This window comes from Cereibacter sp. Soil_C_27 (assembly GCF_057657095.1).
In genome coordinates this window covers 1-23,206 of record NZ_JBDGJD010000002.1, presented here as the reverse complement: position 1 = coordinate 23,206, position 23,206 = coordinate 1, and the positions used below count along the sequence as shown (strand labels likewise).

Annotated in this window: 18 protein-coding genes and 3 pseudogenes; 14 read left to right on the top strand and 7 right to left on the bottom strand. The window is 64.9% G+C overall.

From position 1 onward, the window contains the following. Positions 1-416: 416 nt before the first annotated feature. On the bottom strand, positions 417-1,172 hold the full coding sequence (locus tag AC3A5Z_RS07040) for an SDR family NAD(P)-dependent oxidoreductase (protein ID WP_487518671.1): 756 nt from the start codon (positions 1,170-1,172) through the stop codon (positions 417-419). 170 nt (positions 1,173-1,342) lie between these two features. On the opposite strand from AC3A5Z_RS07040, the gene AC3A5Z_RS07035 reads away from it, so the two are divergent. Continuing rightward, entirely contained in the window at positions 1,343-2,218 is an 876-nt protein-coding gene (locus tag AC3A5Z_RS07035; protein ID WP_487518670.1) for an AraC family transcriptional regulator, read from the top strand. A gap of 392 nt (positions 2,219-2,610) precedes the next feature. Then, positions 2,611-3,909: a class I SAM-dependent methyltransferase gene (locus AC3A5Z_RS07030; protein ID WP_487518669.1), complete on the top strand. Its 1,299-nt coding sequence runs from the start codon at positions 2,611-2,613 to the stop codon at positions 3,907-3,909. A 103-nt stretch (positions 3,910-4,012) separates the two neighbouring features. On the opposite strand, the gene AC3A5Z_RS07025 is transcribed toward AC3A5Z_RS07030, so the two are convergent. After that, positions 4,013-5,590, bottom strand: coding sequence for a bifunctional AfsR/SARP family transcriptional regulator/alpha/beta hydrolase (locus tag AC3A5Z_RS07025; protein WP_487518668.1), 1,578 nt, complete (start codon positions 5,588-5,590; stop codon positions 4,013-4,015). A gap of 237 nt (positions 5,591-5,827) precedes the next feature. Here AC3A5Z_RS07025 and AC3A5Z_RS07020 point away from each other — a divergent pair, with 237 nt between their 5' ends. Together AC3A5Z_RS07020 and AC3A5Z_RS07015 are read left to right on the top strand one after the other, a co-directional pair. Next, positions 5,828-6,034, top strand: a complete 207-nt coding sequence (locus AC3A5Z_RS07020; protein ID WP_487518667.1) for a YjiS-like domain-containing protein — start codon at positions 5,828-5,830, stop codon at positions 6,032-6,034. A gap of 94 nt (positions 6,035-6,128) precedes the next feature. Then, positions 6,129-6,626, top strand: coding sequence for a YybH family protein (locus AC3A5Z_RS07015; RefSeq protein WP_487518666.1), 498 nt, complete (start codon positions 6,129-6,131; stop codon positions 6,624-6,626). Between the two features lie 331 nt (positions 6,627-6,957). Here AC3A5Z_RS07015 and AC3A5Z_RS07010 read toward each other — a convergent pair whose 3' ends face one another. Then, positions 6,958-7,899: a sensor histidine kinase gene (locus tag AC3A5Z_RS07010; protein WP_487519592.1), complete on the bottom strand. Its 942-nt coding sequence runs from the start codon at positions 7,897-7,899 to the stop codon at positions 6,958-6,960. Positions 7,900-8,045: 146 nt separating this feature from the next. Between AC3A5Z_RS07010 and AC3A5Z_RS07005 the strand changes: the two genes are divergently transcribed. The 5 genes from AC3A5Z_RS07005 to AC3A5Z_RS06985 all read left to right on the top strand — a co-directional run bounded on the left by AC3A5Z_RS07005 (position 8,046) and on the right by AC3A5Z_RS06985 (position 12,683). Then, entirely contained in the window at positions 8,046-8,585 is a 540-nt protein-coding gene (locus tag AC3A5Z_RS07005; RefSeq protein WP_487518665.1) for a GNAT family N-acetyltransferase, read from the top strand. A 381-nt stretch (positions 8,586-8,966) separates the two neighbouring features. Continuing rightward, a complete protein-coding gene (locus tag AC3A5Z_RS07000; RefSeq protein WP_487518664.1) occupies positions 8,967-9,797 on the top strand; it encodes an ABC transporter permease in 831 nt (276 codons plus the stop codon). Next, on the top strand, positions 9,790-10,602 hold the full coding sequence (locus AC3A5Z_RS06995; RefSeq protein WP_487518663.1) for an ABC transporter permease: 813 nt from the start codon (positions 9,790-9,792) through the stop codon (positions 10,600-10,602). Before AC3A5Z_RS07000 ends, AC3A5Z_RS06995 begins: the two co-directional genes overlap by 8 nt. A gap of 27 nt (positions 10,603-10,629) precedes the next feature. Beyond that, complete coding sequence (locus AC3A5Z_RS06990; RefSeq protein ID WP_487518662.1) at positions 10,630-12,042, top strand: M24 family metallopeptidase; 1,413 nt, start codon at positions 10,630-10,632, stop codon at positions 12,040-12,042. Then, positions 12,039-12,683 (top strand): flavin reductase family protein, encoded by a 645-nt coding sequence (locus AC3A5Z_RS06985; protein WP_487518661.1) that lies wholly within the window; start codon positions 12,039-12,041, stop codon positions 12,681-12,683. The genes AC3A5Z_RS06990 and AC3A5Z_RS06985 overlap by 4 nt, the downstream gene beginning before the upstream one ends. A gap of 168 nt (positions 12,684-12,851) precedes the next feature. Here the strand turns inward: AC3A5Z_RS06985 and AC3A5Z_RS06980 are convergent, their stop codons facing one another. Then, positions 12,852-13,631 (bottom strand): phosphatase PAP2 family protein, encoded by a 780-nt coding sequence (locus AC3A5Z_RS06980; RefSeq protein WP_487518660.1) that lies wholly within the window; start codon positions 13,629-13,631, stop codon positions 12,852-12,854. Positions 13,632-14,119: 488 nt separating this feature from the next. On the opposite strand from AC3A5Z_RS06980, the gene AC3A5Z_RS06975 reads away from it, so the two are divergent. After that, complete coding sequence (locus AC3A5Z_RS06975) at positions 14,120-15,067, top strand: LytTR family DNA-binding domain-containing protein (RefSeq protein WP_487518659.1); 948 nt, start codon at positions 14,120-14,122, stop codon at positions 15,065-15,067. A 197-nt stretch (positions 15,068-15,264) separates the two neighbouring features. Here the strand turns inward: AC3A5Z_RS06975 and AC3A5Z_RS06970 are convergent, their stop codons facing one another. Beyond that, positions 15,265-16,122: a DUF1206 domain-containing protein gene (locus AC3A5Z_RS06970; protein ID WP_487518658.1), complete on the bottom strand. Its 858-nt coding sequence runs from the start codon at positions 16,120-16,122 to the stop codon at positions 15,265-15,267. Positions 16,123-16,435: 313 nt separating this feature from the next. Here AC3A5Z_RS06970 and AC3A5Z_RS06965 point away from each other — a divergent pair. After that, positions 16,436-16,844 (top strand): annotated as a pseudogene (locus tag AC3A5Z_RS06965) (ATP-binding cassette domain-containing protein); the annotation flags it as partial. 199 nt (positions 16,845-17,043) lie between these two features. Here AC3A5Z_RS06965 and AC3A5Z_RS06960 read toward each other — a convergent pair. Together AC3A5Z_RS06960 and AC3A5Z_RS06955 are read right to left on the bottom strand one after the other, a co-directional pair. Continuing rightward, positions 17,044-19,443 (bottom strand): nucleoside hydrolase-like domain-containing protein, encoded by a 2,400-nt coding sequence (locus AC3A5Z_RS06960; RefSeq protein ID WP_487518657.1) that lies wholly within the window; start codon positions 19,441-19,443, stop codon positions 17,044-17,046. A gap of 31 nt (positions 19,444-19,474) precedes the next feature. Then, a complete protein-coding gene (locus tag AC3A5Z_RS06955; RefSeq protein ID WP_487518656.1) occupies positions 19,475-19,849 on the bottom strand; it encodes a nucleoside hydrolase-like domain-containing protein in 375 nt (124 codons plus the stop codon). An 821-nt stretch (positions 19,850-20,670) separates the two neighbouring features. Between AC3A5Z_RS06955 and AC3A5Z_RS06950 the strand changes: the two genes are divergently transcribed. The 3 genes and pseudogenes from AC3A5Z_RS06950 to istA all read left to right on the top strand — a co-directional run. Beyond that, positions 20,671-20,925, top strand: a complete 255-nt coding sequence (locus AC3A5Z_RS06950) for a hypothetical protein (RefSeq protein WP_487518655.1) — start codon at positions 20,671-20,673, stop codon at positions 20,923-20,925. Positions 20,926-21,139: 214 nt separating this feature from the next. Next, positions 21,140-21,558: pseudogene (locus AC3A5Z_RS06945) on the top strand (IS110 family transposase); the annotation flags it as partial. A gap of 111 nt (positions 21,559-21,669) precedes the next feature. After that, positions 21,670-23,206: pseudogene (gene istA, locus AC3A5Z_RS06940) on the top strand (IS21 family transposase); the annotation flags it as partial.

Genomic DNA, 23,206 nt, shown 5'->3' with positions numbered 1-23,206 from the left:
ATCCGGTCAGGAAGGCGCAACAAGGCGCGCCGTAAGAGGCTGACGATGAGACGGCGATGCGTTCCCGGTCAGCCCCGCGAGTCAAGGCGCGGGGCAGAGACAGGTCCTCGGGTGCGATTGCGGAAACGCTGGTGCAACATCAGCCTCCCCTCCCCTGCTGGATCCGAACATTGAGAGCGTAGCTGCTTTGTCCCGCGAGGACAATATCGGCGAGCTGCAGGTCGAAGTCCCTGTTCAACGAAGACAGACTTCCGCACTGAGACCTCGATACCGGTGGAGGCCCCGGCGCTGGGGCTCCGCCCCCCCAGTTGAAACCGCCGGGGAACGGGCCGATCATATATGCCCACCCGCGTGACGGATGGGCGGGCATGGTCATTGCCTGCGGCTGGTCCGAACCCTGACCCGTTGGCACGGGTTCAGATCGCTTGGCCGCCCGAGACCTCGATCCGCTGCGCCGTGACCCAGCGATTGTCGTCCGACAGCAGGGTTGCCACCATCGGGCCGATATCTTCCGGCACGCCCACGCGACCGAGGGCCGTCATTCCCGCATAAAGCGCGTTCACGTCACGGTTGTCGCGCACGATCCCGCCCCCGAAATCGGTCTCGATGGCACCCGGAGCCACGGTGTTGACTGCGATGCCACGGGGGCCGAGCTCCTTTGCCAGATACCGTGTCAACACCTCGATCGCGCCCTTGGCCGAGGCATAGGCCGAGAAGCCCTCGGCCGAAAACCGTGTCAGCCCGGTCGAGAAGTTCACGATCCGCCCGCCGTCCGCGATCAGCGGCAACAATGCTTGGATCAGGAAGTAGACCCCCTTCACATGCACGTCGAAGAGCCCGTCGAACTGCGCCTCGGTGGTCTGGGCGAAGGGCGTGAACTCGCCGTGCCCGGCGTTGTTCACCAGGTGGTCGAAGCTGTCGCGCGCCCAGGCATCGCGCAGGCACTCCTGCAGCGTCGCGGCAAAGGACGGGAGATCCGACACCTTCGACACATCGAGCCGGAGCGCCACGGCCTTGCTGCCAAGCGCTTCGATTTCCCCGACGACCTCGGCGGCCTGGGCGGCATTGCTGCGATAGGCGACGACGACATCTCCACCGCGACGGGCGATGGAAAGGGCGGTATGGCGGCCAAGGCCACGATTGGCGCCGGTGACCAGTGCGATCTTGCTCATGTCATTTTCCTTAGCTTGAGAGGATGAGGGGAGGATGGCTCAGGTCGGCCGGTCCCGGTTGCCTGTTCCTCGGCCTCTCTTGCCTGTTTCCGCGAACTTCGGCGGGAGGCCTTGCGCGAAGGCGGTATTTCTTGCCTGATACTGCAAGTCTCTTTGTCTGGAGTCTGCCGATGCCCAGCCTTCTCGCCCTTGTCCGCCGTCATGCCGATGCCCATGCCGACCGTTTCGGTTATGCGTCGACACCGTTTCGCGGCCTGGGGGTGGTGCGGCAACTGCATCGGGGCGAGCTGCAGGTGGCCGTGCAGAAGCCTCTCATCGCCATCTGCCTTCAGGGCCGCAAGCGCGTGACCATGGGCACGAAGAGCTTCGACTACGGCCCGGGCGAGGCGCTGGTGATCACCGCGGATGTGCCAACGATCAGCGAGATCACCCAAGCGAACCCCGCCGCCCCCTACTATGCGTTGGCCCTGGAACTGGACCCGGCTCTGCTGCGCGCGCTTGCGGTCGAAGCCGATCTGCGCGCAGGCGATGCCGCCCCGGTCAGGATCGAACCTGCCGACCCGGATGTGACGGATGCCGCCTTGCGGCTGATGCGCCTTCTGGACCGGCCCGCCGCGCAACCGGTCCTGAGCGAGGCCCTTCTGCGGGAGATGCACTATTGGCTGCTGACAGGCCGGCATGGCGCAGCGATCCGTGCGCTCGGAGCGGTCGACAGCCATGCGCACCCTATCGCTCGAGCGGTCGCCCTGATCCGCCAGGACTATGCGAGCACGTTGCGCATCGCAGATCTGGCCGCGGTGACCGGGATGAGCGAGTCCTCCTTCCACCTGCATTTCCGCGCGATCACCACCCTGTCGCCCCTGCAGTTCCAGAAGCAGTTGCGGCTCATCGAGGCGCGCCGACTGATGCTGGCGCAAGGGGCCCCGATCAGCCATGCCGCCCATGCCGTAGGATACGAAAGCGTCCCGCAGTTCACCCGCGATTATTCCCGCCTGTTCGGCACGCCGCCGGGCCGAGATATGCGGGATGCCCGGTTGAGCGCGTGAGGGGGCACTGCGGGCCAAGGAAGCCAGAAGGGCCTGCCGCGTGGGGGTGCGGCGGCGACAGGGCCACCCACTGTCCGCCCAGCAGATGCACCTGAGGACTGCCCGCAAGTAAGCTATCATGCATGAGGCGATGATCTCCGCATGGTGGGCCCGGAAGATCTGCCGCTGCATCGCCCGCCAGTGACCGAGCTGGGGGCTGCGGTTGAGCGCGGTTCCTTCGAACCAATGCGCCGACCCACATGCTCAACAAATGCTGCAGCTTGCTGAGCGCGGCGCCAAGGCGAGAAAGACCAGCACCCCCCTACTTTGCATAGGGGAGGAAAGGCCGCCTCGCCCCGTGCCACACACGCAGCCACCCCATCATCTGGATCGTCAGCGAGGATCTTTTGCCTGTGGGCAATTACCGTTTCCACGCGAAATACCACGGCCGCTCCAACGGCCTCTTCAGCAGCAATGCTCTAGACCTTGGTCGAACCGACACAATCGGTTCCTGCGCGGGGCGGCAGCAATCCGCGGCGCGCGGTCGTTCATTCAACGGAGATACAGATGGATCGGATAAAAACCATTGTTTTTCTGCGAGACCCGCTCGGCTGCGGGATCGTTTCGGACATGTTCGGCCAAGCTGGGGGGGCGACACCATGACCGCGCCCGACGAAGACAAGCTGAACACCCTGATCGGCCGCGTATTAGGCGATCTCGGCGGCGCGGTCAGCGTTCCTCTGGTCAGGATCGGCGATCAGCTCGGCCTCTACCGCAAGCTCGCCGAGATCGGGCCGACATCCTCCGAAAGCCTTGCGACGAGCACGGGCTGCGCTCCGCGCTACGTGCGGGAATGGCTTTCTGCGCAAGCGGCGTCCGGCTATGTGACCTATGAGGCCGGGCAGTTCTCCCTCTCACCGGAGCAGGCGCTGATCTTCGCTTCGCCCGACAGCTCGGCCAGCCTTGTCGGCGCCTTCGACACCGCAGCAGCGATGGTGGAGAACCAGCCCAAGGTCCAGGCCGCCTTCAAGACCGGCAAGGGCGTCGCCTGGGGCGACCAGGCGACCTGCCTGTTTTGCGCCGTGGCCCGGATGTTCTGGCCGGGCTACGTCAATGCACTGGTCCAAGATTGGCTGCCCGCGCTCGACGGCGTGGTGGACAAGCTGAAAGCGGGCGCAAACGTGGCGGATGTCGGGTGTGGCCACGGCCTGTCCACCATTCTCATGGCGCAGGCGTTTCCTGCATCTAATTTCGTGGGCTACGACTTCCATCCGGCCTCGATTGCGGCGGCAGAGGCGCATGCCCAGTCGCACGGCCTGACGAACCTCCGTTTCGAGGTGGCGAAGGCGCAGGATTTCGCCGGGCGGGGCTTCGATCTCATCACCTGCTTCGACTGCCTGCATGACATGGGCGACCCCGAGGCCGCCACGGCCCATGTGAAGACCGCGCTCAAGCCGGATGGCACGTTCATGATCGTCGATCCCCGAGCTGGCGACACTCTGGAAGACAATATCAATCCCATCGGCCGTCTCTTCTATTCCGCCTCGACCATGATTTGCCTGCCGACCTCGCTCGCGCAGGAACGGGGGCTTGCGCTTGGCGCGCAGGCCGGAAGCGCCCGATTGACGGAGGTGATCCGGTCGGGTGGCTTTGCCCGGGTGAGGCAGGCCGCGCAGACCCCGCTGAACATGGTGTTCGAAGCAACCGGCTGATCGAGCGTAGCCGCGCCCTATGACGGGGCGCGGCTACAGGCACGCGATGCCCCCCCGCGCGCCGACATCACGGAACACCGGACCGCGATTTCGCCCATAGTCCTCAAAGCCCGTGCTCCTTCAGGAACCTGCGGATCTCCGCCATTGCGACCGACCACGCCGGTTCATGTCCGAGGATGATGTGGCTGCTGCTGTCGAGCACCACGAGCCGGGCTTGCGGGATGCCTATGGCCAGTTCGCGCCCCTGCTCCAGGGTGATGCGCTGGTCGTGGCGCGCGTGCAGCACGAGCGTTGGCACCCTCACCTGCCCCAGCATGTGACGCACGTCGATCTCGCCGAAGGCCTGCTGGAACCGCACCGCATTGGCGGCCGAGGTGGTTTGCCGCTGAAACTCGTCGAACCACGCCAGTTCATCCGGCGTGCCGTCCGGCATGAAAGTCTGCGAGAAGATGTGCCGGTAGGCGGCGTTGTGGGTGCCCCAGCCGAGGCGCGTCAGCGTCAGCACCGCCTCGCGGCGTTCGCGCTCTTCGGCCGAGGCGCCGATCCGCCAGCCAGCCGCATAGCCGCCGATGAAGATCAGCCCGGACACCCTTTCAGGATGCTGCACCGCATAGGCGACCGACACCGCACAGCCTTGCGACAGGCCGATCAGCGGGAACCGCTCCAGCCCCATCGCATCCACGACTGCCTCCAGATCGCGGACAAAGCAGCTCAGGCTGATCTCGTCCACGTCCCAGTCCGACAGGCCGTTGCCGCGTTCGTCGTAGCGGATGAGGGCCCGTCCCTCCGAGAGGGTCTGGAAGGTCTTCGACCAGATCGGGCTCTGCCAGTCCAGCTCCAGATGGTTGAGCCAGTTCGCCGCCTTGACCAGCGGCGGTCCGCTGCCGGTGATGGCATAGGCGATCCTGGCCCCATCCACCGACTGACAGAAGCGAATGGTCTGATGGCGCAGCAAGACGCGCGCCGCCGCATCGTCGCTCTGCCGGCGCGGGTCGGCCATCAGATCGGGAGCGGGCGGCAATCCGGCCTCGATCCGCGCCCTGCGGAAACCACGCACCACCTCTTCTGCCTCGGCGGGCCGGCCGATCTTCTTCAGCGTCCGGGCAAGGATGCCCGCCGCCTCGACCGATAGCGGATCCGAGACATGCCAGGCGCGCACCCAGCGGATCGCTTCCTGATCCGACGTTTCGGGATGGAGGGTGATCCGCTGCAGTACCCGCATGCGCAGCAGGGCGGCCTCCTCGCGCTCCGCTGTCAGCCACTGCTGGTAGCCCTCGCTCTGCGGAAGATCGAGCCCGTCCAGCAACGGCTGTGCCAGCGCCCGCGCCATGCCGTGCATGGCCGATAGCGGCACGTCGGCCTCCGGGTTCTCCAGCCGCTCGCGGATATCCAGGATGTCGACGCGCGCCTGCGCAAGATCCAAGGACACCCGCTCGCGGTCGGCCTGCACCCGTGCCACGTCGTCATTCACCACCCGGCGGAGCTTGCTCAGCGACCAGCGAAGCGAGCCGCGCGGATCGTCCGGAAGATCCCAGAACGTCTCGCACAGCCGTTCACGCCGATGTGGTCGCGCGGTCAGCGCCAGATAGCCAAGCAGGGCACGGGTCTTGCGCGAGGCGGGCAGAGCAACGGCAAGGCCGTCCCGCGACACGCGCAGCTCTCCCAGCAGGTCGATGTTCAACGCTGGTGCCATGCCGCGGCCCCCTCCGGGGCCGGAAAACACACGGTTCATCGGAAATTTACCACGGTCACTACCACGCTCGCAACAACAGCGGCGGGCAATATTCTTCGGACGGGACGCAGCGCCGGATTGATGGCCTGCATCGACCCGCATTTTCACTCGGCATCACGCCTTCATTTCAGATCGTCCTCCGCCACCCGTCTCGACCGGTAGCGGTATTTTAGGGAGAGACCCCCCATGAAATCCTCCGTCATCGCTTCGATCAGCGGTGCTGCAACCCTGTTGCGATCCCTGCGTGACTGGCTCCGCCGCGAGAGGCTGCGGCACAAACAGGTCTGCGAGCTGACCCGCATGGCTCAACTGGACAACCACATGCTGCGCGACATCGGCGTCAGCCGCGACGACGTCCGCTATGCGCTGCACCAGTTGCGTCGTCGGGAGTGACCCCCTCCGCTGAGAAAGACATTGAGCACGAGGGCCATGGCACCTGACCGGCCAAGTGCATCCACAGAGACCCATGCCACGAAGGAAATTCGAAATGCAGTCACTCCGGACTCTACGGCTTGTGGACGCGACAGACTCGGAGCCGCGCGACATCCCTTCGGTCGTCGCCGAGCTCGTGGAGCGCTCCGCCACATCCAACGCCTTGCTGATGCAGGGCGATGTCGAAGGCCATCGCGCCCTCGTGACCTATGCCGATGACTTCACCCTGATGTCCCCCTTCGGCGGCACCCCGACCCACCGCGCCCATTTGACTGACAGCCGGTGGGAAGACATCGGCCGCTTCTTCCGGAATGGGACCTTCGAGCAGGAGGTGGTGCAGACCTATGCGACTGCCGACATGGTCGTCCTCGTTCTGATCGAGCGGCAAAACGTCGAGGTCGGCGGCCTCCCTGCCCAGGACTGGGCGCTGCGGGTCACCCTGGTCTACCGTAAGGATGGCGGTGACTGGCGCCTGGCCCACCGCCACGCCGACCCCCTGTCTGCCCGCATAACCGTGCCCAGGGCCGCCGAACTTGCAGGCGCCGAGACGTAGGGCCGTCTTGCCTGACAACCCTCTGACTTGATGCTGGCATTCGGCAGAGCGAAGCGCGTCCTCGCTCGGGAACCCGGCGCGGCTCACTTTCAGCCCTGAGGAAGGGTCGCACCATAACTGTGAGATCGGCACCCAGTCGAGGCCGCGCCTCAGCCGGTCCCCGGCGAGCCGTTCGCAAGGCGCAGATCCATCAAGACAAGGTCGGGTCGCTCTTCCCTTGCGGCTCTCGACGTCACGCGCGACGCCCGTCACCGCATGGCCCAGTCCTCCACGTGATCCTGCAAATCGAGCGTGATGAAGAACTCTTCCTCCACGATCAGACCGCGCAAGCTCATTCGATCTGGAGCGGCACCCGGATGACCACGCGATGCCCGGGGTCCGCATGGCCTGCCTTCAGGGAGGCGCCGAGCTGCCGCACCAGGCCCTCGATGATGCGCGTGCCCTGGCCCTGTTCGACACCGTCAGCCTTCCCGGCTCCATTGTCGGCCACTTCGAGCACCAGGTCTTCAGCTTCCAGACGCGTTGCGACCTTGATGATCCCATCCGGGACGCCCGCCAGCCCGTGCTTGATCGCGTTCGTCGCCAGCTCGTTCACGATCAACGCGAGTGGAATCGCCATGTCAGCCGGCAAATTCACCTCGGCTGGATCGCAGTGCACATCCACACCGGCGGTCCCGGCATCGCCGGACGCAAGGTTCCTGCACAGCTCGCGGAGATAGTCTCCGAACGCGACGCTTGTCACCTCGTTCGAGCGGTGGAGCATCTCATGCACGGAGGTGACCGCCCGGACCCTCGCCGCCGCCGCTTCGAGCCGTTCGCGCACTTCGCCCGCGCCGGCCCGGCGCGCGTCCGTGTTGAGGATGCTGGCCACGAGCTGAAGGCTGTTCTTGATGCGGTGGTTCACCTCTCCCAGCAGCGTCTCCTTCTGCGCGAGCAGGCGGTCCCTTTCTTCCAGCGTATCCGCCAGTTTTTCCTCGCGCTCCTTCGAGGCGGTGATATCGAGGCTGACGACAACGAAGCGGGGCAGCGCGTCGCGATGATCCCGCACGAGCTCTCCATGCGACGACAACCACCGCGTGGTGCCATTCTCCTGCGCCAGACGGTGCGTGAAAGCCACGGCCGTATGTTCCGGCGCATACATTTCCTGTTCGAATACGGCGTGAAGGTCGGCCCGCTCCTCGACGTGGACGAGCGCGAAGAAGTCGCGTGCCGGCAACGTGCCTTCTCGCTCTGGTAGGCCCAGCATGATCGCAAACGCACGCGAGAGGTAAATGGTCTCCGTGCTGGAGCGACTTGTCGACGCCGGTCAAACCTGTGCGACTTCCGCGCTCGTCTTCCCGTCAACCGCCGCAGGATCGCCTCGACTTCGTCATCGCAGCGCTGATCCGTCTCACCTGAAACGCTTTCTAGGAGCCCATCATGCAGCCGATCGAAACCGAGCGCCTCAGGCTCAGAAACTTCCGTCCCGGCGACGCGGAGGCCCTCTTCGCCTATCTGCAGTCGCCCGTTTCCGGCTGTTTCCTGTCGCTGACCCTGGCGGACATGGATGCAGCCCAGGCCGAGGCGGCACAGCGCAGCCAGGACGATGCGCAGATCGCGGTCAGCCTGAAGGAAACCGATCTGCTGATCGGCGATCTCTTCGCGCATCGCGAAGAGGAGGATACGGTCTCGGTCGGCTGGAACTTCAATCCGGCAGTTTCGGGACAGGGCTACGCGCTTGAGGCGTCGCGGGCGCTCTTCGCGCATCTATTCAAGGACGCGAAGGCGCGTCGGCTCTATGCCTATGTCGAAGATCACAACCTGCCGTCGCAACGGCTTTGCGAGCGGCTCGGCATGCGACGGGAGGGGCTGTTCCTCGAATATATCTCGTTCAAGACGGATTCCTCGGGCGAGCCGATCTACGAGAACACCTTGCAATACGCTCTCCTTCGGCGGGAGTGGGACAGCTGTCCCAGCTGACCCTCCGCGGTCTTCTCGGGACCCTGTCGAATGCTCGAACGCCGCCGGAGTGCGGCCGCGGGCAGCACCGGCTTGACGCAGGGCTTCGTGTTGCTCCGCGCGACGCTCGGCCACTCTGGCTTGCATGTGCTTCCAAATGGCTCGGCTGCGGTGCATGCCGAGCCGCCCTTCCGCAGTCAACTGCCCTGTTCAGCAGCGGGCACGGTTCGAGCCTGAAGACTCAATCCTGCCGTGGCGCAGACCCTGCGGATATGGGCCGCTGATTGCTGGATATAAAGGATGGCCGCATCGACTGGGTGGCGATCAACAAGCACCGCGCCGCCTGGACCGACACGTTCGACCGTATCATCGTCGGCTGACCCTGCACCAAGGATGGCCGCGATGATCCGCAAAGACACGCTTCTTGCCTGGCCCATGATCCTGTTCATGGTGCTGTTCTTCCTGTCGCCGCTGCTGGTCCTGTTCGGGATCAGCCTGCGGGTTGGCGAGGACGGCTGGGGCTTTGGCAATTTCGTAGCCTTCCTGTCCGACCCCTTCGCGCGCGACGTGCTGCTGAACACTCTGCTGCTGGGGGTGAAGGTCACGTTCTGGGTCAGCCTGCTGTCGCTGCCCTTGGTCATGCTCTACTGGCATGGCGGGCGGCGGTTGCGCGGGCTGATTCTGATCTGCACGCTGCTGCCGATGCTGACAGCGAATGTGGTGCGCACCTTCGCATGGGTGGTGATCCTGGGCCGCAACGGCCCGATCAGCCAGTCTGTGCTGGGGCTTGGGCTGACCGAACGACCCATGTCGCTGCTGTTTTCCGAACCGGGGCTGATCATGGCACTGGTGCAGATTGAACTGCCGCTGTTGCTGCTGCCGATATTCTCGGTGCTGAACCGCGCCGACCGCAAGACGCTGGAGGCCGCCGAGGTCCTGGGCGCTGGCCGCTGGCGCGCGTGGTTCAGCGCAATCTTTCCGCAGATCGTGCCCGCCGTGCTGGCAGGCTGGGTGCTGGTCTTCGCCTCTGCGACCACATCCTACGTCACCCACACCGTGATCGGCGGCGCGCGCCTGATCTACCTGCCACAGTTCGTCTACCGCGAGGTGGGTGTGCTGTTCCAATGGCCAATGGCGGCGGCAATCTCGATCATGCTGTTGGCCTCCACGGGTGTCATCATGCTGGGGCTGACGATGCTGGCCCGCCACGAAAGGTTGCAGGGCCATGGCTGATCTCCGCGGCCGCATCTTTACCGGACTGTACTGGGCCTTTGTCTGGGGCGGGGGGCTCTCGGTGCTGGCCTATATGATCGGACCGATCCTGCTGGCGCTGTTGATGTCGTTCAACGATGGGGCGACGCTCGCCTTCCTGCCCAAGGGGTTCTCGCTGCGCTGGTATGCGGCGCTGCTGGACCCGGTGCAGTCCGAACCCATTCACACCGCCGCACGCAATTCGTTTGAAACGGCGCTGGCCGTGGTGGTGGTCACCGTGCTGACAGCCCCTGCCGCCTTTGCGCTGGCCCGCGCGCCCCACCGCTTCGTCGGCACGGTGGAGCCGATCCTGCTGGCGCCCTTGGTCCTGCCCAGCCTCGTCTACGCCCTGTCGGCGCTGCTGGCGCTGAGCTTGCTGGGGCTGGGGCCGTCGTTCTGGGCGGTGCTGATCGGGCACAGTGCGGTGTTTGCCCCCCTGATGTTCCGCACCGTTCTGGGTCTTGCGCAGCGGATGAACCCGTCGCTGGAAGAGGCGTCTTCTACCCTTGGCGCATCCCGCGCCCGCACCTTCCTGCGCATCAGCCTGCCGGGGATCATGCCGGGCATCGTGGCCGGGGCCTTCCTCGTGTTCATGCAGTCGCTGGATAACGTGTCGGTCACGCTGTTTCTGGGCGAGCCGGGGCGGACCATGCTGCCCCTGCGCCTGTTCGCCATGCTGGAGGAAAGCCTCGATGGCCGCGTCGCCGCCGTTTCCGGCCTGCTGATCCTTGCCGCGGCGCTCCTCCTCATCATGCTTCAACGCTTTGGGCCGCGCAGCACCCGCTGACGCCCAAGCCCAAGGAAAGGACTTCCCATGAACGCGCACCAGGGCGCCCCGGCGACGATCGAACGCCTTCTGGGCGATTTCGTCCCGGATTTCGATTTCAGCCCCGCGCCGCCGATTCCGGTGGCGGAATATGCTGAACGGATGCGCAAGTTGAAGCGCGAAGCGGTGGCGGCCGGTCTCGATGCCGTGGTGGTGCATTGCGACACCGTGGGCTGGTTTCACGCCGCCCATGCCTATCTGCGCTATCTGTGCGACTGGATGCGCGAGGGCGTGCTGATCATCCCCATGGACGAAGGGGCTGAGCCGGTGCTGCTGTCCTTCTTCACCCAATCGGTGATCCTGCCCCCGGGGGGGGAGCCCGTGGGCGTCGAGCGCATCCTGCAGATCGGGGCGTTGGGGCGCGAGTATGCCGACATCCCCGGCGATTCCGGGCAGAAAACTGTAGAAGCCACGGCAAAGCTGCTGACCGATGCCGGAGCCCTGCGCGGCAGCATCGGCTTTGTCGGAGACAAACGCTCCGCCGGCTTCCGCGCTGCGCTGACCGCCGCGATGCCGGGCGCCAAGTTCTCGGACCAGCACGGCATCCTCGACCGGATGCAGCGCAACCGCACCCCGGCGGAAATCGCGCTGTTCCGCACGGCCGCCCAGTTGATCAGCATTGCCACGCAAGCCGCTTATCACGTCGCCCGCACCGGCGTGACGGATTACGAGATATTCGGCGCCTTCACGATGGCGCAGATGGCGCGCGGCGGGGAAACCGGCGATGGCTATCAGATCGGCGCAAACGAATGGGGCACCCATTGCGGCAAGCCCTACGGGCGGCGGATGCGAAAGGGTGATCTGGCAAACCTCTATGTCTCCAATGTCACCTATCAGGGCTATACCGCCCAGACCGCCCGCATGTTTGCCTTTGGCGACCTGACCGCCCGGCAGGAGCTGGTGCTGGACGCCTGCACGCGCGGCATCAAGGCGGCGGAAAAGCTGATCCGCCCCGGCACCCTGATCCGCGACCTGAACAACGCGGCTTTTGAGAGCTACATCGGAGCAGGTCTGCTGAAAGACCCCGAGGCGCGGACCATGCCCTACAACTGGAGCACCGCCGATGATGGCGGACCGCGAGAGGTTCCGCGCCAGTATGTGCCGGATGCCGATTACGAGGCACAGGGCCGCCGCCTGATGCACATCTACCCCGCGACCTTTGGCCCGCATAACCCCAATCTCGGCCATTCGGTCGGCATGGCGGGCGGGCAGAACGCCTTCAACATCTCCTCCCACAACTATGACCGGTTGGAGGAGGGGATGGTGTTCGTGCTTCACACCCAATGGCTGGAGCCGATGTCGGCCGGTTGCAACATCGGCGACATGTATGTCGTCACCGCCGACGGGTTCGAAAACCTGTCGCGCCACACGCCGCTTGAAACCTACCGGGTGCCCGCATGACGTCCGTCTCCTTCGACTTCGCCGACCTGAGCCCGAAAGAACGTTACAAGCTGCTGATCGGCACCGTAATCCCGCGCCCCATCGCGCTGATCACGACGATGTCGGCAGATGGCATTCCCAATGCCGGATCGTTCAGCTTCTTCAACATACTGACCCATGATCCGGCAATCATGGCCGTGGGCATCGAATACAAGCCCGACGGCACCCCGAAGGACACGGCAGCGAATATCCTCGCCACCGGCGAATTCACCGTACACATCTCCGACTACGCGCTGGTGGACCAGATGGAGATCTGCTCGATCAAGTTCCCGGCGGATGTGGACGAGCTGTCCATCGCAGGATTGGACACCACCCCTGGCGAAACCGTGCGCAGCCCCCGCATCCTCGCCGCACCTGCCGCCTTCGAGTGTCGCCTTGTGCAGACCGTCCCCATCACGCCCGCCCGCGTCATCGTGCTGGGCGAGGTCAAGCGCATGTTCGTGCGCGAGACGTTGGTGGATCGTGAGACGCTGTATGTCGACCAGATCGGCATCGACGCCGTAGGACGTCTGGGTGGCCACCTCTATTCCCGTCAGCTCGACCAGTTCGAACGTGTGACCCCGACCGTGGAGCAGTTCATCGCAGCGTCGGCAGTGAAGTGAGCAGCATTTTTCCGATACCGTTCTCCAGCGAAGGAGTGGTGCACCGCACATGCGTTCAGCGCGACCAGGGTGGACGAGGGCCATGACACCGACCCGATTGCCTGGCAACGCGGTGCCCTGCCCTGCGGGCATGATCATCCATGTGACCTCCGGCGGGATGCACAGGCTCTACGGCCGTGCCGCGGACAGCTTCCGTCGCGCCCAGTGCATTTCGCGCGGCAAGGGTCGAAACAGCACGGACAGCGCCAAGGCGAGAAGCAGGGTGAAGAGCACCGCAAAGACGGTATCTGACAGGAAATGCCGACCGGCGGCAACGCGCTGCAACGCGACGGCCGGCGGTAAGCACCAGGCGGCAGCCATCAGGAGGATCGACACACTCTTGTGGACCCGGTGCTTGAGGTAGAAGTGTAGGAGCATGAGTGCCACCGCCGTCGCAGTGGCACCCGAGACTTCTCCCGATACGAACGAGCAGTTGCGCGCGCAGACGTCGACCAGTTCGTTCGGTGGGCTGAAGTCGAGGGGTCCGCCGAATTCGGCAACTTGCGCGGGTCTTGCCCGGCCCCAGAGCGGCTTCGTGATCATGTCGACCATAAAGCCCGGGCCAAGGATGTAGAGCGTCAGGATAAAGCCCCAGGCGCGGGGCGGCAGAATAAACGCACGACCAATTATTCCGGTAAAAGTGCCGAATGCGGCCGTGATGCAAAGCAGGATGGCGGCGTTCCAGATGGCCATGCGGAGTGCTTCGGTAGTCGGATTGCCTTCGATTGCGAACCCGCTTGTCGGATCATGGAAGGCTTCTGAGACGCGAAGGTCGATCTCCGGCAAGATCGCGAAGACTGCGAAGCTGAAGAGTATGCACCCAAGGATCCGGGCTGCACTACGGTCGGTGCTGGAGACGGGGAGGCCAAGACCGGCCTCGGCAGCTGCGGCACCGTTTGCCTCAAGCATCCCGTTTCTCGCGGTATGTGACGAGCCCGAGAGCCTTGATCCGGCCCCTTGCCCAAGCTTGCGACACTTCGGATCGACCGCATCGCTCGACGACGGTCTCGCGTGCAGCGGTGGATTCGGGCGCAGCCAAGGGGAGAGCGACAGGAAGTGCCCCTCCCATCCGCCGGTTGTCCAAGACTGGCGCTGGAACCGGCCGGGCAAGAAGGGTGGCGATCGTGGCGTCCACGCTCCTCGCCACCCGGCGCAATGGCCAAGCGGCTCCCAGCAAGGCAGAACGCAGGGGGTTGGTCTGCATCATCGTTCAGGGCACCAAGGCAAATGTGTGGGTGTGGTCCTGCGACCTTTCGCACTGGTGCTGCACGCACTGGCCCGGAGCCAGCCGATCTGCACGAACGGACATCGTGGCTGCATGAACGGCCGATTTGGTGGTTTGAAACCGACAGGTGGTCAGCTAGCTTTCGGGAGGCGCAGATTACCAGTAGGTCACCTTGTCCAGCAGATCACGCTTTCCGTTGCTTGGTGACCTCGCGGTGCACGTGGATCCGCGTCACTCCTGGTCGGGTTACCTGGTTACCGCAGGCACCATTCTATCCTTCGGTCTCGCCCTGAGCGAACCTTCGGCGTCGAGCGGGCTTGGCCCGCCTGCGCGGTTCGTATTCTGGCTTGCCCATGTTGCTTCGGCTTTGATCTTGTATGAGCTGACTCAGATCGCCCTCGGCCGCATTGCCATGTTCGGGCGCTTGCCTCCTGTCTTTTTGGTCACAGTGGTTGGCGTGGTCGGCGCCATCCTGTTTTCGATCTTCAATCTTCTCCTGCTGGACAGGATTGCCTTCCTGATCGGCGATCTGCTGGACCGTGAGCCGATCTCCATTCGCGGTTTGATGGACGAACTGCGTGACAGCGGCGCAGTGTCCGTTTTATTCTGGGTGCTTCTGAACAGCCCGCGTCTGATCATGATCGCGCAGCAGAAGGATGCGGATGAGACGGTGAAGCCACCGCCGGCCGAGGTCGCGTCCACGCCACCCGATGCAGCAGACGCTCCGTCCGAGGCAAGCAGGCTGTTACTCGACCTGCTGTCGCGTCTACCCCGGCGCATCGGGACCGACATCGTCGCAATCTCGGCCGAACTGCACTATCTGCGGGTCTACACGCGGACCGGAGAGGCCCTGATCTTGATGTCCTTCGGCCGTGCCGTCGAAGCGCTTGAAGTGATCCCGGGGCAAGCGATCCACCGCTCGCACTGGATTGCGCTGGCGCATGTTGCGATGCTCGAAAGCGATGGAAACCGTGTCATCTGCCGTCTGGATACAGGTCTGGAACTGCCGGTCAGCCGCACCCACCGTACGAGGTTGCGCGCTGCCCTTGCCAGCCGCGACCATCAACGGGTGCTTCAAGCCGCCCAAAGGATAGCACCGGCGCCGAACCCCAACCGATGATCCAAATGCGTGCCTAACGCGATGGCTTGACTGGGTCAACCGCACACGACCACGACAACCTGAGGATATCTCGAACCCAGAGCCCTTGGTCGCTGATGTGCCAGTCGAGCAAGTCTGCTGAGGTGTGGTGATCTGCCGCGGGCAATGGGGCTGTCAGGCCCGCTGCCCCTGCGCCTGGCCTGTGCCTCCAGCACAGGCTATCGCATGGTTCGAGCAGCGCTTCTGGCACCCGACATGACCCTCTGCCCGAGTGTCTCTATGGTGTCGTCGCGGAGCTTGGGGATGATCCGGTAAGCTGCATTTACAAAGCAGAAGAGCGCGAAGGCCAGAAGTCCGGCCGCCAGTGCCGAGACGAGCCACGTCCCGAACATTTGCTCCCTCAGCCAATCGAAGGCTGCGCCGAGACCGCCAGCCTCATCGGGATTTGATCGCCATGCCGCCAGAATGAAGAGGAAGCCGATCACAGCAATGACCACACCTTGCGCAACAATACCCGCGGTCAGCACCGGCTGAAGGCGGAGTGTGGCGCTGGTTGCCCGGAGTTCCTGCATGTATTTGTGTGTCAGGCCCTTGTGGATGTAGTAGCCACCCGCTCCGATCTGGATGGCGCCTACCAGTCCGACAAGAATTCGCCCGAAAGGCATGGACATCAACCACGCTGTCCCCTTGGCGATCGAAGAACCCTCTCCGCTGCCGGATCCGATGAGGACGATGATCGCAGCAAATGCCAACCCGACATGGATCACGGCAGTGACGATCTGACCCGCCCGGGAGACCATGCCTTTTCCGTCTGATCCGTAGTCTTCAAGATCCCACACAGCCGCCACGCCCCGCCAGACAGCATAGGAAAAGAGGCCCAGGGCGATCAGCAGAAGAAGGGCAACGCCCCACGGCTCCGTCTCGATGGCCTCGAGTGCAGCGGTCGTGCCCTCGGGGGTGCCGCCCCTCCAGATGGCGAATGAAGCCAGGATCGCTATCACGACGTAGATCAGGCCGCGACCGATGTACCCGACGCGCATCACCGGGCCGGCCCATTGGAGATCTTGCTGTGTCATCTTCGGTCCGGTCACTCTGTTGCGGTTTCGGGAAGGTATGCAAGCGTGGGAGAGCCTGACTCGACCCGGACGGAGCTTCAGAACACGCCGAGCAGCCAACGCAAGACGATCAGGACGCCAGGCAATCCGACAAGCCAAAGAAGGACAGGCATGGCGCTTCACTTTCGGAGCGCCCACATCTTCGGACGGCCGAATTGCTGCTCTCCGGGCCAGTGGAAAGCCGCACGGCCCATCGTGTGGAAAGGGCCCTTTGCCACCCGACAGTTGAGCAACGCACGCTTGTCCCCGCAGTTCCCTCTAGGTCGGGCAGCGCATGCAGAGTCAACCGATTGCCGAACTCAGAAACGTCACCAAGCGCTACGGCGTGGTCACGGCGGTCGTGAGGCGACGGCCCTGCCAGCCTGGCAGCGTCCGGTGAACGCGGTGTTCCAGCAATACGCCCTGTTCGCGCATCGTCCGCGGGACAGAACGTCGGCTACGGGCCGAACCAGTGGCGCCCGAAACCGCCCAGTGCCGAGGTCGCCGCAGCGGTCGATGAGGCGCTCGCCATGGTGTGGCTCTCTGGCTTCGCCGCGCGCCGGACCTAGGAGTTGTCGGGTGGCCAGCAGCAGAGGGTCGCGCTGGCCCGTGCCGTCGTCACCAAGCCCGAGATCCTGCTGCTCGACGAGCCGATGGCCGCGCTGGACAAGAAGCTGCGCCACGAAATGCAAATCGCATTGCGATGGTCTAGGAAGACGACGGTCATGCGCTGGACAAACTTCGCAGCCATTAAGGCGGCCCGGCGGGCTTGGCGGGTGCGCTGACCGGATAAGGGCCCGCTAACTGCGGACCCTGTGCAACGGTCGTTGAGTCTGCCCGATCCGGCCCAAGGAGAAGGCGTGAACCGCCCCCCCCCCCCGACCGTCGCCCGTGCCCGGCCCGTCAGAGATCCCAAGTCTCGGTTCCAGCCTGAAGGAACGTCCTGTCCGCGCCGTTGACCTCGCCGTTCAGCCTGACCTCGTCCACGTACAGGTTGCGGTCGCGGCCGGGCCCTGCGTAACGGTCCTCAAGGAACCTGACGCTGACCTGGTCGCTGCCGTCGAGGTCCCAGTCGCCCGTAAAGGTGAGCGTCTGCCACTCCCCCGCCGCGCGGTCCGCCGTGACGATCGTGGACGGGGCAACCGTCACGCCGTTGACGAGGAGCGCGAACGCGGGGTCGCCCTCCCACGCGTCGCCGCTGACCCGGACCGACACGGTGTCGGGGGCCGTGCCGCCCGTCGTCGGGGCCCCGGACCGGACGAGCACGAAGTCGTCGATGAGGGCGCCCAGGCCGTCGCCGCCCTGAGAGGCCACCTCGCGGATGACGAGCCGGTCGGTGCCGGCCGCGCCGGTGACGGTGGTCGTGAACGTGCCCCAGTCCGTCCCCGGCGTGGCCGTGGCCACGACCCGGTCGTTCCACACCACCTCGACGCCCTGGCTCGAGACGGGCGCGCCGGGCCGCGCGCGCAGGTCGAAGCTCAGCGTATGGCCCTGGCCCGTGGCGGCGTCGACGTCCTGGAAGAAACCGTCGCGCGCGCCGTGGAAGTCGAGCTCGGCGAACTGCGAGCCGTTCGTGGCCGTCACGCCGCGGTGGGCGTCCCACACCTCCATGCGCCCGCCCGCGATGGCCGTCCAGCCGGCGGTCGAGCCGAGCTCGGCCCATTTACCGGTCGCGACGGAGGGCCCCTCGAAGGACGCGTCCTTCAGGAGGTTGCCGGCTGCCGGCGGGGGGGGCGTGGGCGTGGGCCCGGGCGCCTCGCCCTTGTCCGGGGCCGTGCCGCCCGTCGTCGGGGCTCCGGACCGGACGAGCACGAAGTCGTCCAAGAGGGCGCCCAGGCCGTCGCCGCCTTGGGAGGCCACCTCGCGGATGATGAGCCGGTCCGTGCCGGCCGCGCCGGTGACGGTGGTCGTGAACGTGCCCCAGTCCGTCCCGGGCGTGGCCGTGGCCACGACCCGGTCATTCCACACCACCTCGACGCCCTGGCTCGAGACGGGCGCGCCGGGGCGCGCGCGCAGGTCGAAGCTCAGCGTGTGCGCTTGGCCCGTGGCGGCGTTGACGTCCTGGAAAAAGCCGTCGCGCGCGCCGTGGAAGTCGAGCTCGGCGAACTGCGAGCCGTCCGTGGCCGTCACGCCGCGGTGGGCGTCCCACACCTCCATGCGCCCGCCCGCGATGGCCGTCCAGCCGGCGGTCGAGCCGAGCTCGGCCCATTTACCGGTCGCGACGGAGGGCCCCTCGAAAGACCCATCCCTCAGGAGGTTGCCGGCTGCCGGCGGTATGGGCGTCGGCGTCGGTGTGGGCGTCGGTGTGGGCGTCGGTGTGGGCGTCGGCGTGGTGGTGGGCGTGGGGGTCGGCGTGGGCGCGTCGCCTTTCAGCCAGTCCAGGCGCGTGGCGAAGTCCGCCAGCCAGGCCGAGCGGTCCTCGTAGACCGTCATGGCGCCGTCGGTGTCGGGCCGGTTGAAGTCGAGCGCGTCGTCGGGGTTGTCGGTGTAGTAGCGCCCCGGGCCGCCCGAGGGCTGCTGGACGAACTCGCCGCCCCAGCTTTCCTTTGTGGGGTCGTTCTGATCGCCGCTGAGGAAGCGGAACACCGTGGGGCTGTCGCCCATCTTCACGCCCGAGACGTTGAAGATGTCGCCCGACAACTCCGAGAAGAAGTCCCCGAGCGCGCCGTGGCCGCGCGCGTTCACCTCATGCCAGCCCTTGATGATGTCCTGCGTCCACTCGCCCCCGGCCGGGCTGGCGTGGGTGCCCTTGAAGGTCGACAGGTTGTCCACCCACATGTCGAAGGCGCCCTTGAAGTTCGCCTTGATGTAGGCGTAGGCAGCCTCGTCCTGGTCGTCGATGCTGAAGAAGCGGATGTGCGGCGCGATGGACGGGTCGTCGTGGAGGGCCTGCGCGAGGTCGGTCTCGCCGCCCCAGGTCAGCACGTTGAGCTTCTCGCCGGCGGCCGCAGCCTTCTTGGCCTCGGCGATGATTGCGCGGGAGGAGTCGGTGGGGTTCGACCAGCCCTGCCCCGGCGCGGTGTCGAGCGCGCCTTGCCAGCTGACGGCCTTCAGCTGCTCGGCGGTCTTGAAGTCGCCGCTGTGCGCCGCGAGCTTGGCGTAATCGAGGCCATAGGTGTCGATGATGCGGTCGATGTCGCCCACGAGGCCGTCCTGGGCGTTCCACTTGGACGGGGTGGCGGCGATGCCGACGATGTTCATCTTGTCCTGGTAGAGCAGTGCATGGATGAGCGACTGGGAGTCGTCCTTCTCCTCGGCGGCGAGCCTGAGGTCGGTCGATATGAAGACTCTGGGAAGTGGCATGGCGGTTGGGTCTCCGTTGTCGGTGCCTAAATCAGACTGCTGGCTTCGCAGCGGCGGCGCCGCGTGCTTCTTCGATGATCGCCTGGGAGGCGTCGGTCGCTTTTAAGTATCCCGCTTCAAGCGCCACTGACGTTGCGCCCCGCCACGAATTATCGCGCAATTCGCCTGCGTCCTTGAGCTTGTCACTTTTCGCCTGATGCTTTGACTGGTAGCTCTCGTGGGCGATGATCCTTCTGACATCACCACCCCGACCATCCTCAATACCCCGCTTCGAGGCAGTGACGGATATTCCGACCATGTCCATCTTGTCCTGGCACAACAAAGCGGGGATCAGCGACTGAGCATCATCCTTCTCCACGGAAGCAATCTTAAGATTGGTGGAGATAAAAACTCTGGGCAAGGGCATTGGGTATTGCCTTCTACAAAGATGCGTCTTGAGTCATCGTTTTCGAGTCAGCTTGCCGTTTGACATGCCTTATTACCTGGCGAGATGCGGATCCAACTCAGCAGCCATAAGGCTTTTGAGCACGGACTTCATCGGTTGGGGTGGGAATTGGACCTGAAGAAGGAGCCTCGGATCGTCTTGGAACAAGGAGCCCCCCGCTATTAAAAGCAGTCAGGAGCCAGTGAAGACCCATCTATACTTTGGTTCCCTCGGATCTCAAGAAAAATCTACCTATGGTAGTATACCGCTAGGCCATTTCGCGCCTAGGTTGCACTTCTTCCTTCTAGGTTTCTCCTTTTGAACAAGGGCAGTAGCATGGCCGCATCGGACAACATGCGCCACCCGCCTGTGTGCTTTGGCGGCAACAAACCGCTCAAATCGCCCATCCGACAGCACTGTGGGGCGCCTCGGAACGGGGCAGAGGCGATCCGGCCGAGCATCTCTCCAAGGATGAAGGAATGGTCGGCCGCGACGTCGCAAGATGCGAGGGAGGTGCCTGAGGCAGGGGTCTGACCGGACCAAGCCGGCGCGATGTGGCACAGCATTCAATTCGGGTGCTTGGGCTCCCTCGGCAACGGCGCTACCTTCTCCTCATGGAACATTCCCCACCGTCGCCGCTTTCACAGAAGCGCGGGTAGCTTCCGTCTCGTCAGGCGTCCCGGCTCACCGCCCCGCGGCTTGAACGGGATGAGGGCAACCGCCCCGCATGGGTGATGTTGAGGGAAGCACGCCTAGCCGCTGCAGACAGAAGGCAACACCTACAGGCGCCGAGGGGGAGCGTGATGATCGACCAGACCCCACCCAGCGATGCCATCAGGGGCCCAAGCTCCGATGTGCAGGCGCTGCTGGACACCGCCACGGCGCAGAGCAGCGCCACCCGCGCGGAACGCCGCAAAGCATCCAGAGCCAGCGCCGATGAAACCTGGCTGACGCGGAAGCGTCGGCACGCGCGTTTCAACCTATGGGCCGACCGCTGGCTCGTCGGCCTTCTCGCGACATGCTGGATCGGAGCAGCGCTGGTCTGTTGCTTCTTATAGCTGGCGCGCCCGACGCTCTCCCCCCGAGACGGATAAAGCAAACGCCTCTTTGACATCCGTGCCGTCCGCATCCTAGCAGTGCGGTGGAAGGAGACGCAGGAGAAACGCGTGTGTTTCGGCATGCAATTTTGATGTGGTGGACGGTCCCTGTCCCAGCCGCGGCGCCGGTAGGCGGCGTGGTATGATCGGGGCAACAATATAGGGAGGTGCCACCATGTCAGATGTCGTGACTGTCGGTCTCGATCCCGCGAAGAACGTCTTCCAGGTTCACGGAGTGGATGGCGGTGGGCGGGTTGTCCTGCGTCGCAGGCTACGACCCGCGGAAGTGTTGAAGCTCTTCAGCTCGCTGTCCCCGTGCCTCGTCGACATCGAAGCCTGCGCTTCCTCGCATTACTGGGCGCGGGAGATCGGTCGGCTCGGCCATGAGGTCAAGATGATGCCGCCAGCTTGCGTCAAACCCTATGTGAAGCGTGGAAAGACAGATGCGTCCGATGCCGCGGCCATCTGCGAGGCGGCTATGCGACCGACGATGCTGTTCGTGGCGGTGAAGACCGAGGACCAGCAGGCGATATTATGCTGCACTAGGCCCGCGAGCTTCTGGTGCGCCAGCGGACGATGCTGACGAATGCGCTGTGTGATTAGGCGTGCAAAATTGACCCCCTTGGCGGGGTGATCGGCGTTCAATTTTGACCCCCCTCGGGTTTCGTCGGACCGTCCGTTGCGAGGCAGCGGACGGAGGGGGAGTTGAAGCGGGTGGATACGATCGGGCGGGTTCGCCGGGCCTTCTTCGTGCAGGGCTGGTCGGTGAAGAAGATCGTTCGGGAGCTGCATGTCTCGCGCAACACGGTGCGCAAGATCCTGCGGTCGGACGAGACGGATTTCAGCTACGAGCGAGAGCGGCAGCCGATGCGGCGGATCGGGCCGTGGCAGGATCTGCTTGAGCAGATGCTGCTGACGAACGAAGGGAAGCCCTCACGGGAGCGGCTGACCCTGATCCGGGTTTTCGAAGAACTCCGGGAGGGCGGCTATGAGGGCGGCTACGACGCGGTTCGCCGCTATGCCCGGAGCTGGTCGAAGACCCGCGGGGCGGTGGCGGCCGAGGCCTATGTGCCGCTCTATTATGCGCCGGGCGAGGCTTACCAGTTCGACTGGAGCCACGAGGTCGTGCGGATTGACGGCGTGACAATCACTGTGAAGGTGGCGCATGTCCGGCTCTGCCACAGCCGAATGATGTTCGTGCGGGCCTACATGCGCGAGAGCCAGGAGATGGTGTTCGATGCGCATGACCGGGCCTTCGCCTTCTTCCACGGCGCCTGCACGCGCGGCATCTACGACAGTGAGGCTTGGCCGCCATGGGTCCGAGGCCAGGCCGAACGAAGACGGCGGTGGAGACGGTCTTCATCGGCAAGGAGCGGCAATACAATCGCCGCTTCCTGCAGATGTGCGGCCACTACCTGGTCGATCCCGTCGCCTGCACCCCGGCCTCGGGCTGGGAGAAGGGCCAGGTCGAGAACCAGGTCGGCCTTGTCCGGGAGCGCTTCTTCACCCCGCGCCTCAAGGTTCGGAGCCTTGATGAGCTCAACGCCTGGCTGCTCGACAAATGCGTCAGCTATGCCAAGGCCCACCGGCATCCGGACGAGACCGATCGGACGATCTGGGAGATGTTCGAAGCCGAACGGCCTCATCTCGTGCGCTATGCCGGACCGTTCGACGGCTTCCACAGCGTGTCGGCCTCCGTCTCGAAGACCTGCACTGTCAGGTTCGACAACAATAAATACTCGGTGCTCTCGACGGCTGTCGGACGCCCTGTCGAGGTCCGCGCCTATGCCGAGCGCATTGTCATCCGGCAGGACGGTGTGATCGTTGGCGAGCATGCTCGGGTCTTCGGGCGCGGCCAGACTGTCTATGACCCCTGGCACTATGTGCCTGTTCTGGCGCGCAAACCGGGGGCGCTGCGCAACGGCGCACCCTTCCGCGACTGGGTGCTGCCGGCGGCGATGAACGCCGTGCGCCGCAAGCTGAAGGCGGTCAGCGATGGCGACCGACAGATGGTGCAGATCCTCAGCCATGTCGCCGCAGATGGATTGGCGGCCGTCGAAGCCGCCTGCCGCGAGGCGATCGACCAGGGCGTTCACTCGGCCCCTGTGATCATCAACATCCTCGCCCGCCGCCAGGACGCGACGCCCCCACCGCTCCTTCTCACCCCGGCCACTCTGCGCCTGGCGCATGAACCGGTGGCCGACTGTGCCCGCTACGACAGCCTCAGGAGGACCAGCCGACA

Bases quoted from the DNA above. Each gene is read 5' to 3' on its own strand.
- AC3A5Z_RS07040 (WP_487518671.1), bottom strand. From the start codon at position 1,172: ATGAGCAAGATCGCACTGGTCACCGGCGCCAATCGTGGCCTTGGCCGC.
- AC3A5Z_RS07020 (WP_487518667.1), top strand. From the start codon at position 5,828: ATGAAATCCTCCGTCATCGCTTCGATCAGCGGTGCTGCAACCCTGTTG.
- AC3A5Z_RS07000 (WP_487518664.1), top strand. From the start codon at position 8,967: ATGATCCGCAAAGACACGCTTCTTGCCTGGCCCATGATCCTGTTCATG.
- AC3A5Z_RS06950 (WP_487518655.1), top strand. From the start codon at position 20,671: ATGATCGACCAGACCCCACCCAGCGATGCCATCAGGGGCCCAAGCTCC.
- AC3A5Z_RS07035 (WP_487518670.1), top strand. From the start codon at position 1,343: ATGCCCAGCCTTCTCGCCCTTGTCCGCCGTCATGCCGATGCCCATGCC.
- AC3A5Z_RS06990 (WP_487518662.1), top strand. From the start codon at position 10,630: ATGAACGCGCACCAGGGCGCCCCGGCGACGATCGAACGCCTTCTGGGC.
- AC3A5Z_RS06960 (WP_487518657.1), bottom strand. From the start codon at position 19,443: ATGCCACTTCCCAGAGTCTTCATATCGACCGACCTCAGGCTCGCCGCC.
- AC3A5Z_RS06970 (WP_487518658.1), bottom strand. From the start codon at position 16,122: ATGACACAGCAAGATCTCCAATGGGCCGGCCCGGTGATGCGCGTCGGG.
- AC3A5Z_RS06980 (WP_487518660.1), bottom strand. From the start codon at position 13,631: ATGCTTGAGGCAAACGGTGCCGCAGCTGCCGAGGCCGGTCTTGGCCTC.
- AC3A5Z_RS07015 (WP_487518666.1), top strand. From the start codon at position 6,129: ATGCAGTCACTCCGGACTCTACGGCTTGTGGACGCGACAGACTCGGAG.
- AC3A5Z_RS07005 (WP_487518665.1), top strand. From the start codon at position 8,046: ATGCAGCCGATCGAAACCGAGCGCCTCAGGCTCAGAAACTTCCGTCCC.
- AC3A5Z_RS06985 (WP_487518661.1), top strand. From the start codon at position 12,039: ATGACGTCCGTCTCCTTCGACTTCGCCGACCTGAGCCCGAAAGAACGT.
- AC3A5Z_RS06955 (WP_487518656.1), bottom strand. From the start codon at position 19,849: ATGCCCTTGCCCAGAGTTTTTATCTCCACCAATCTTAAGATTGCTTCC.
- AC3A5Z_RS06995 (WP_487518663.1), top strand. From the start codon at position 9,790: ATGGCTGATCTCCGCGGCCGCATCTTTACCGGACTGTACTGGGCCTTT.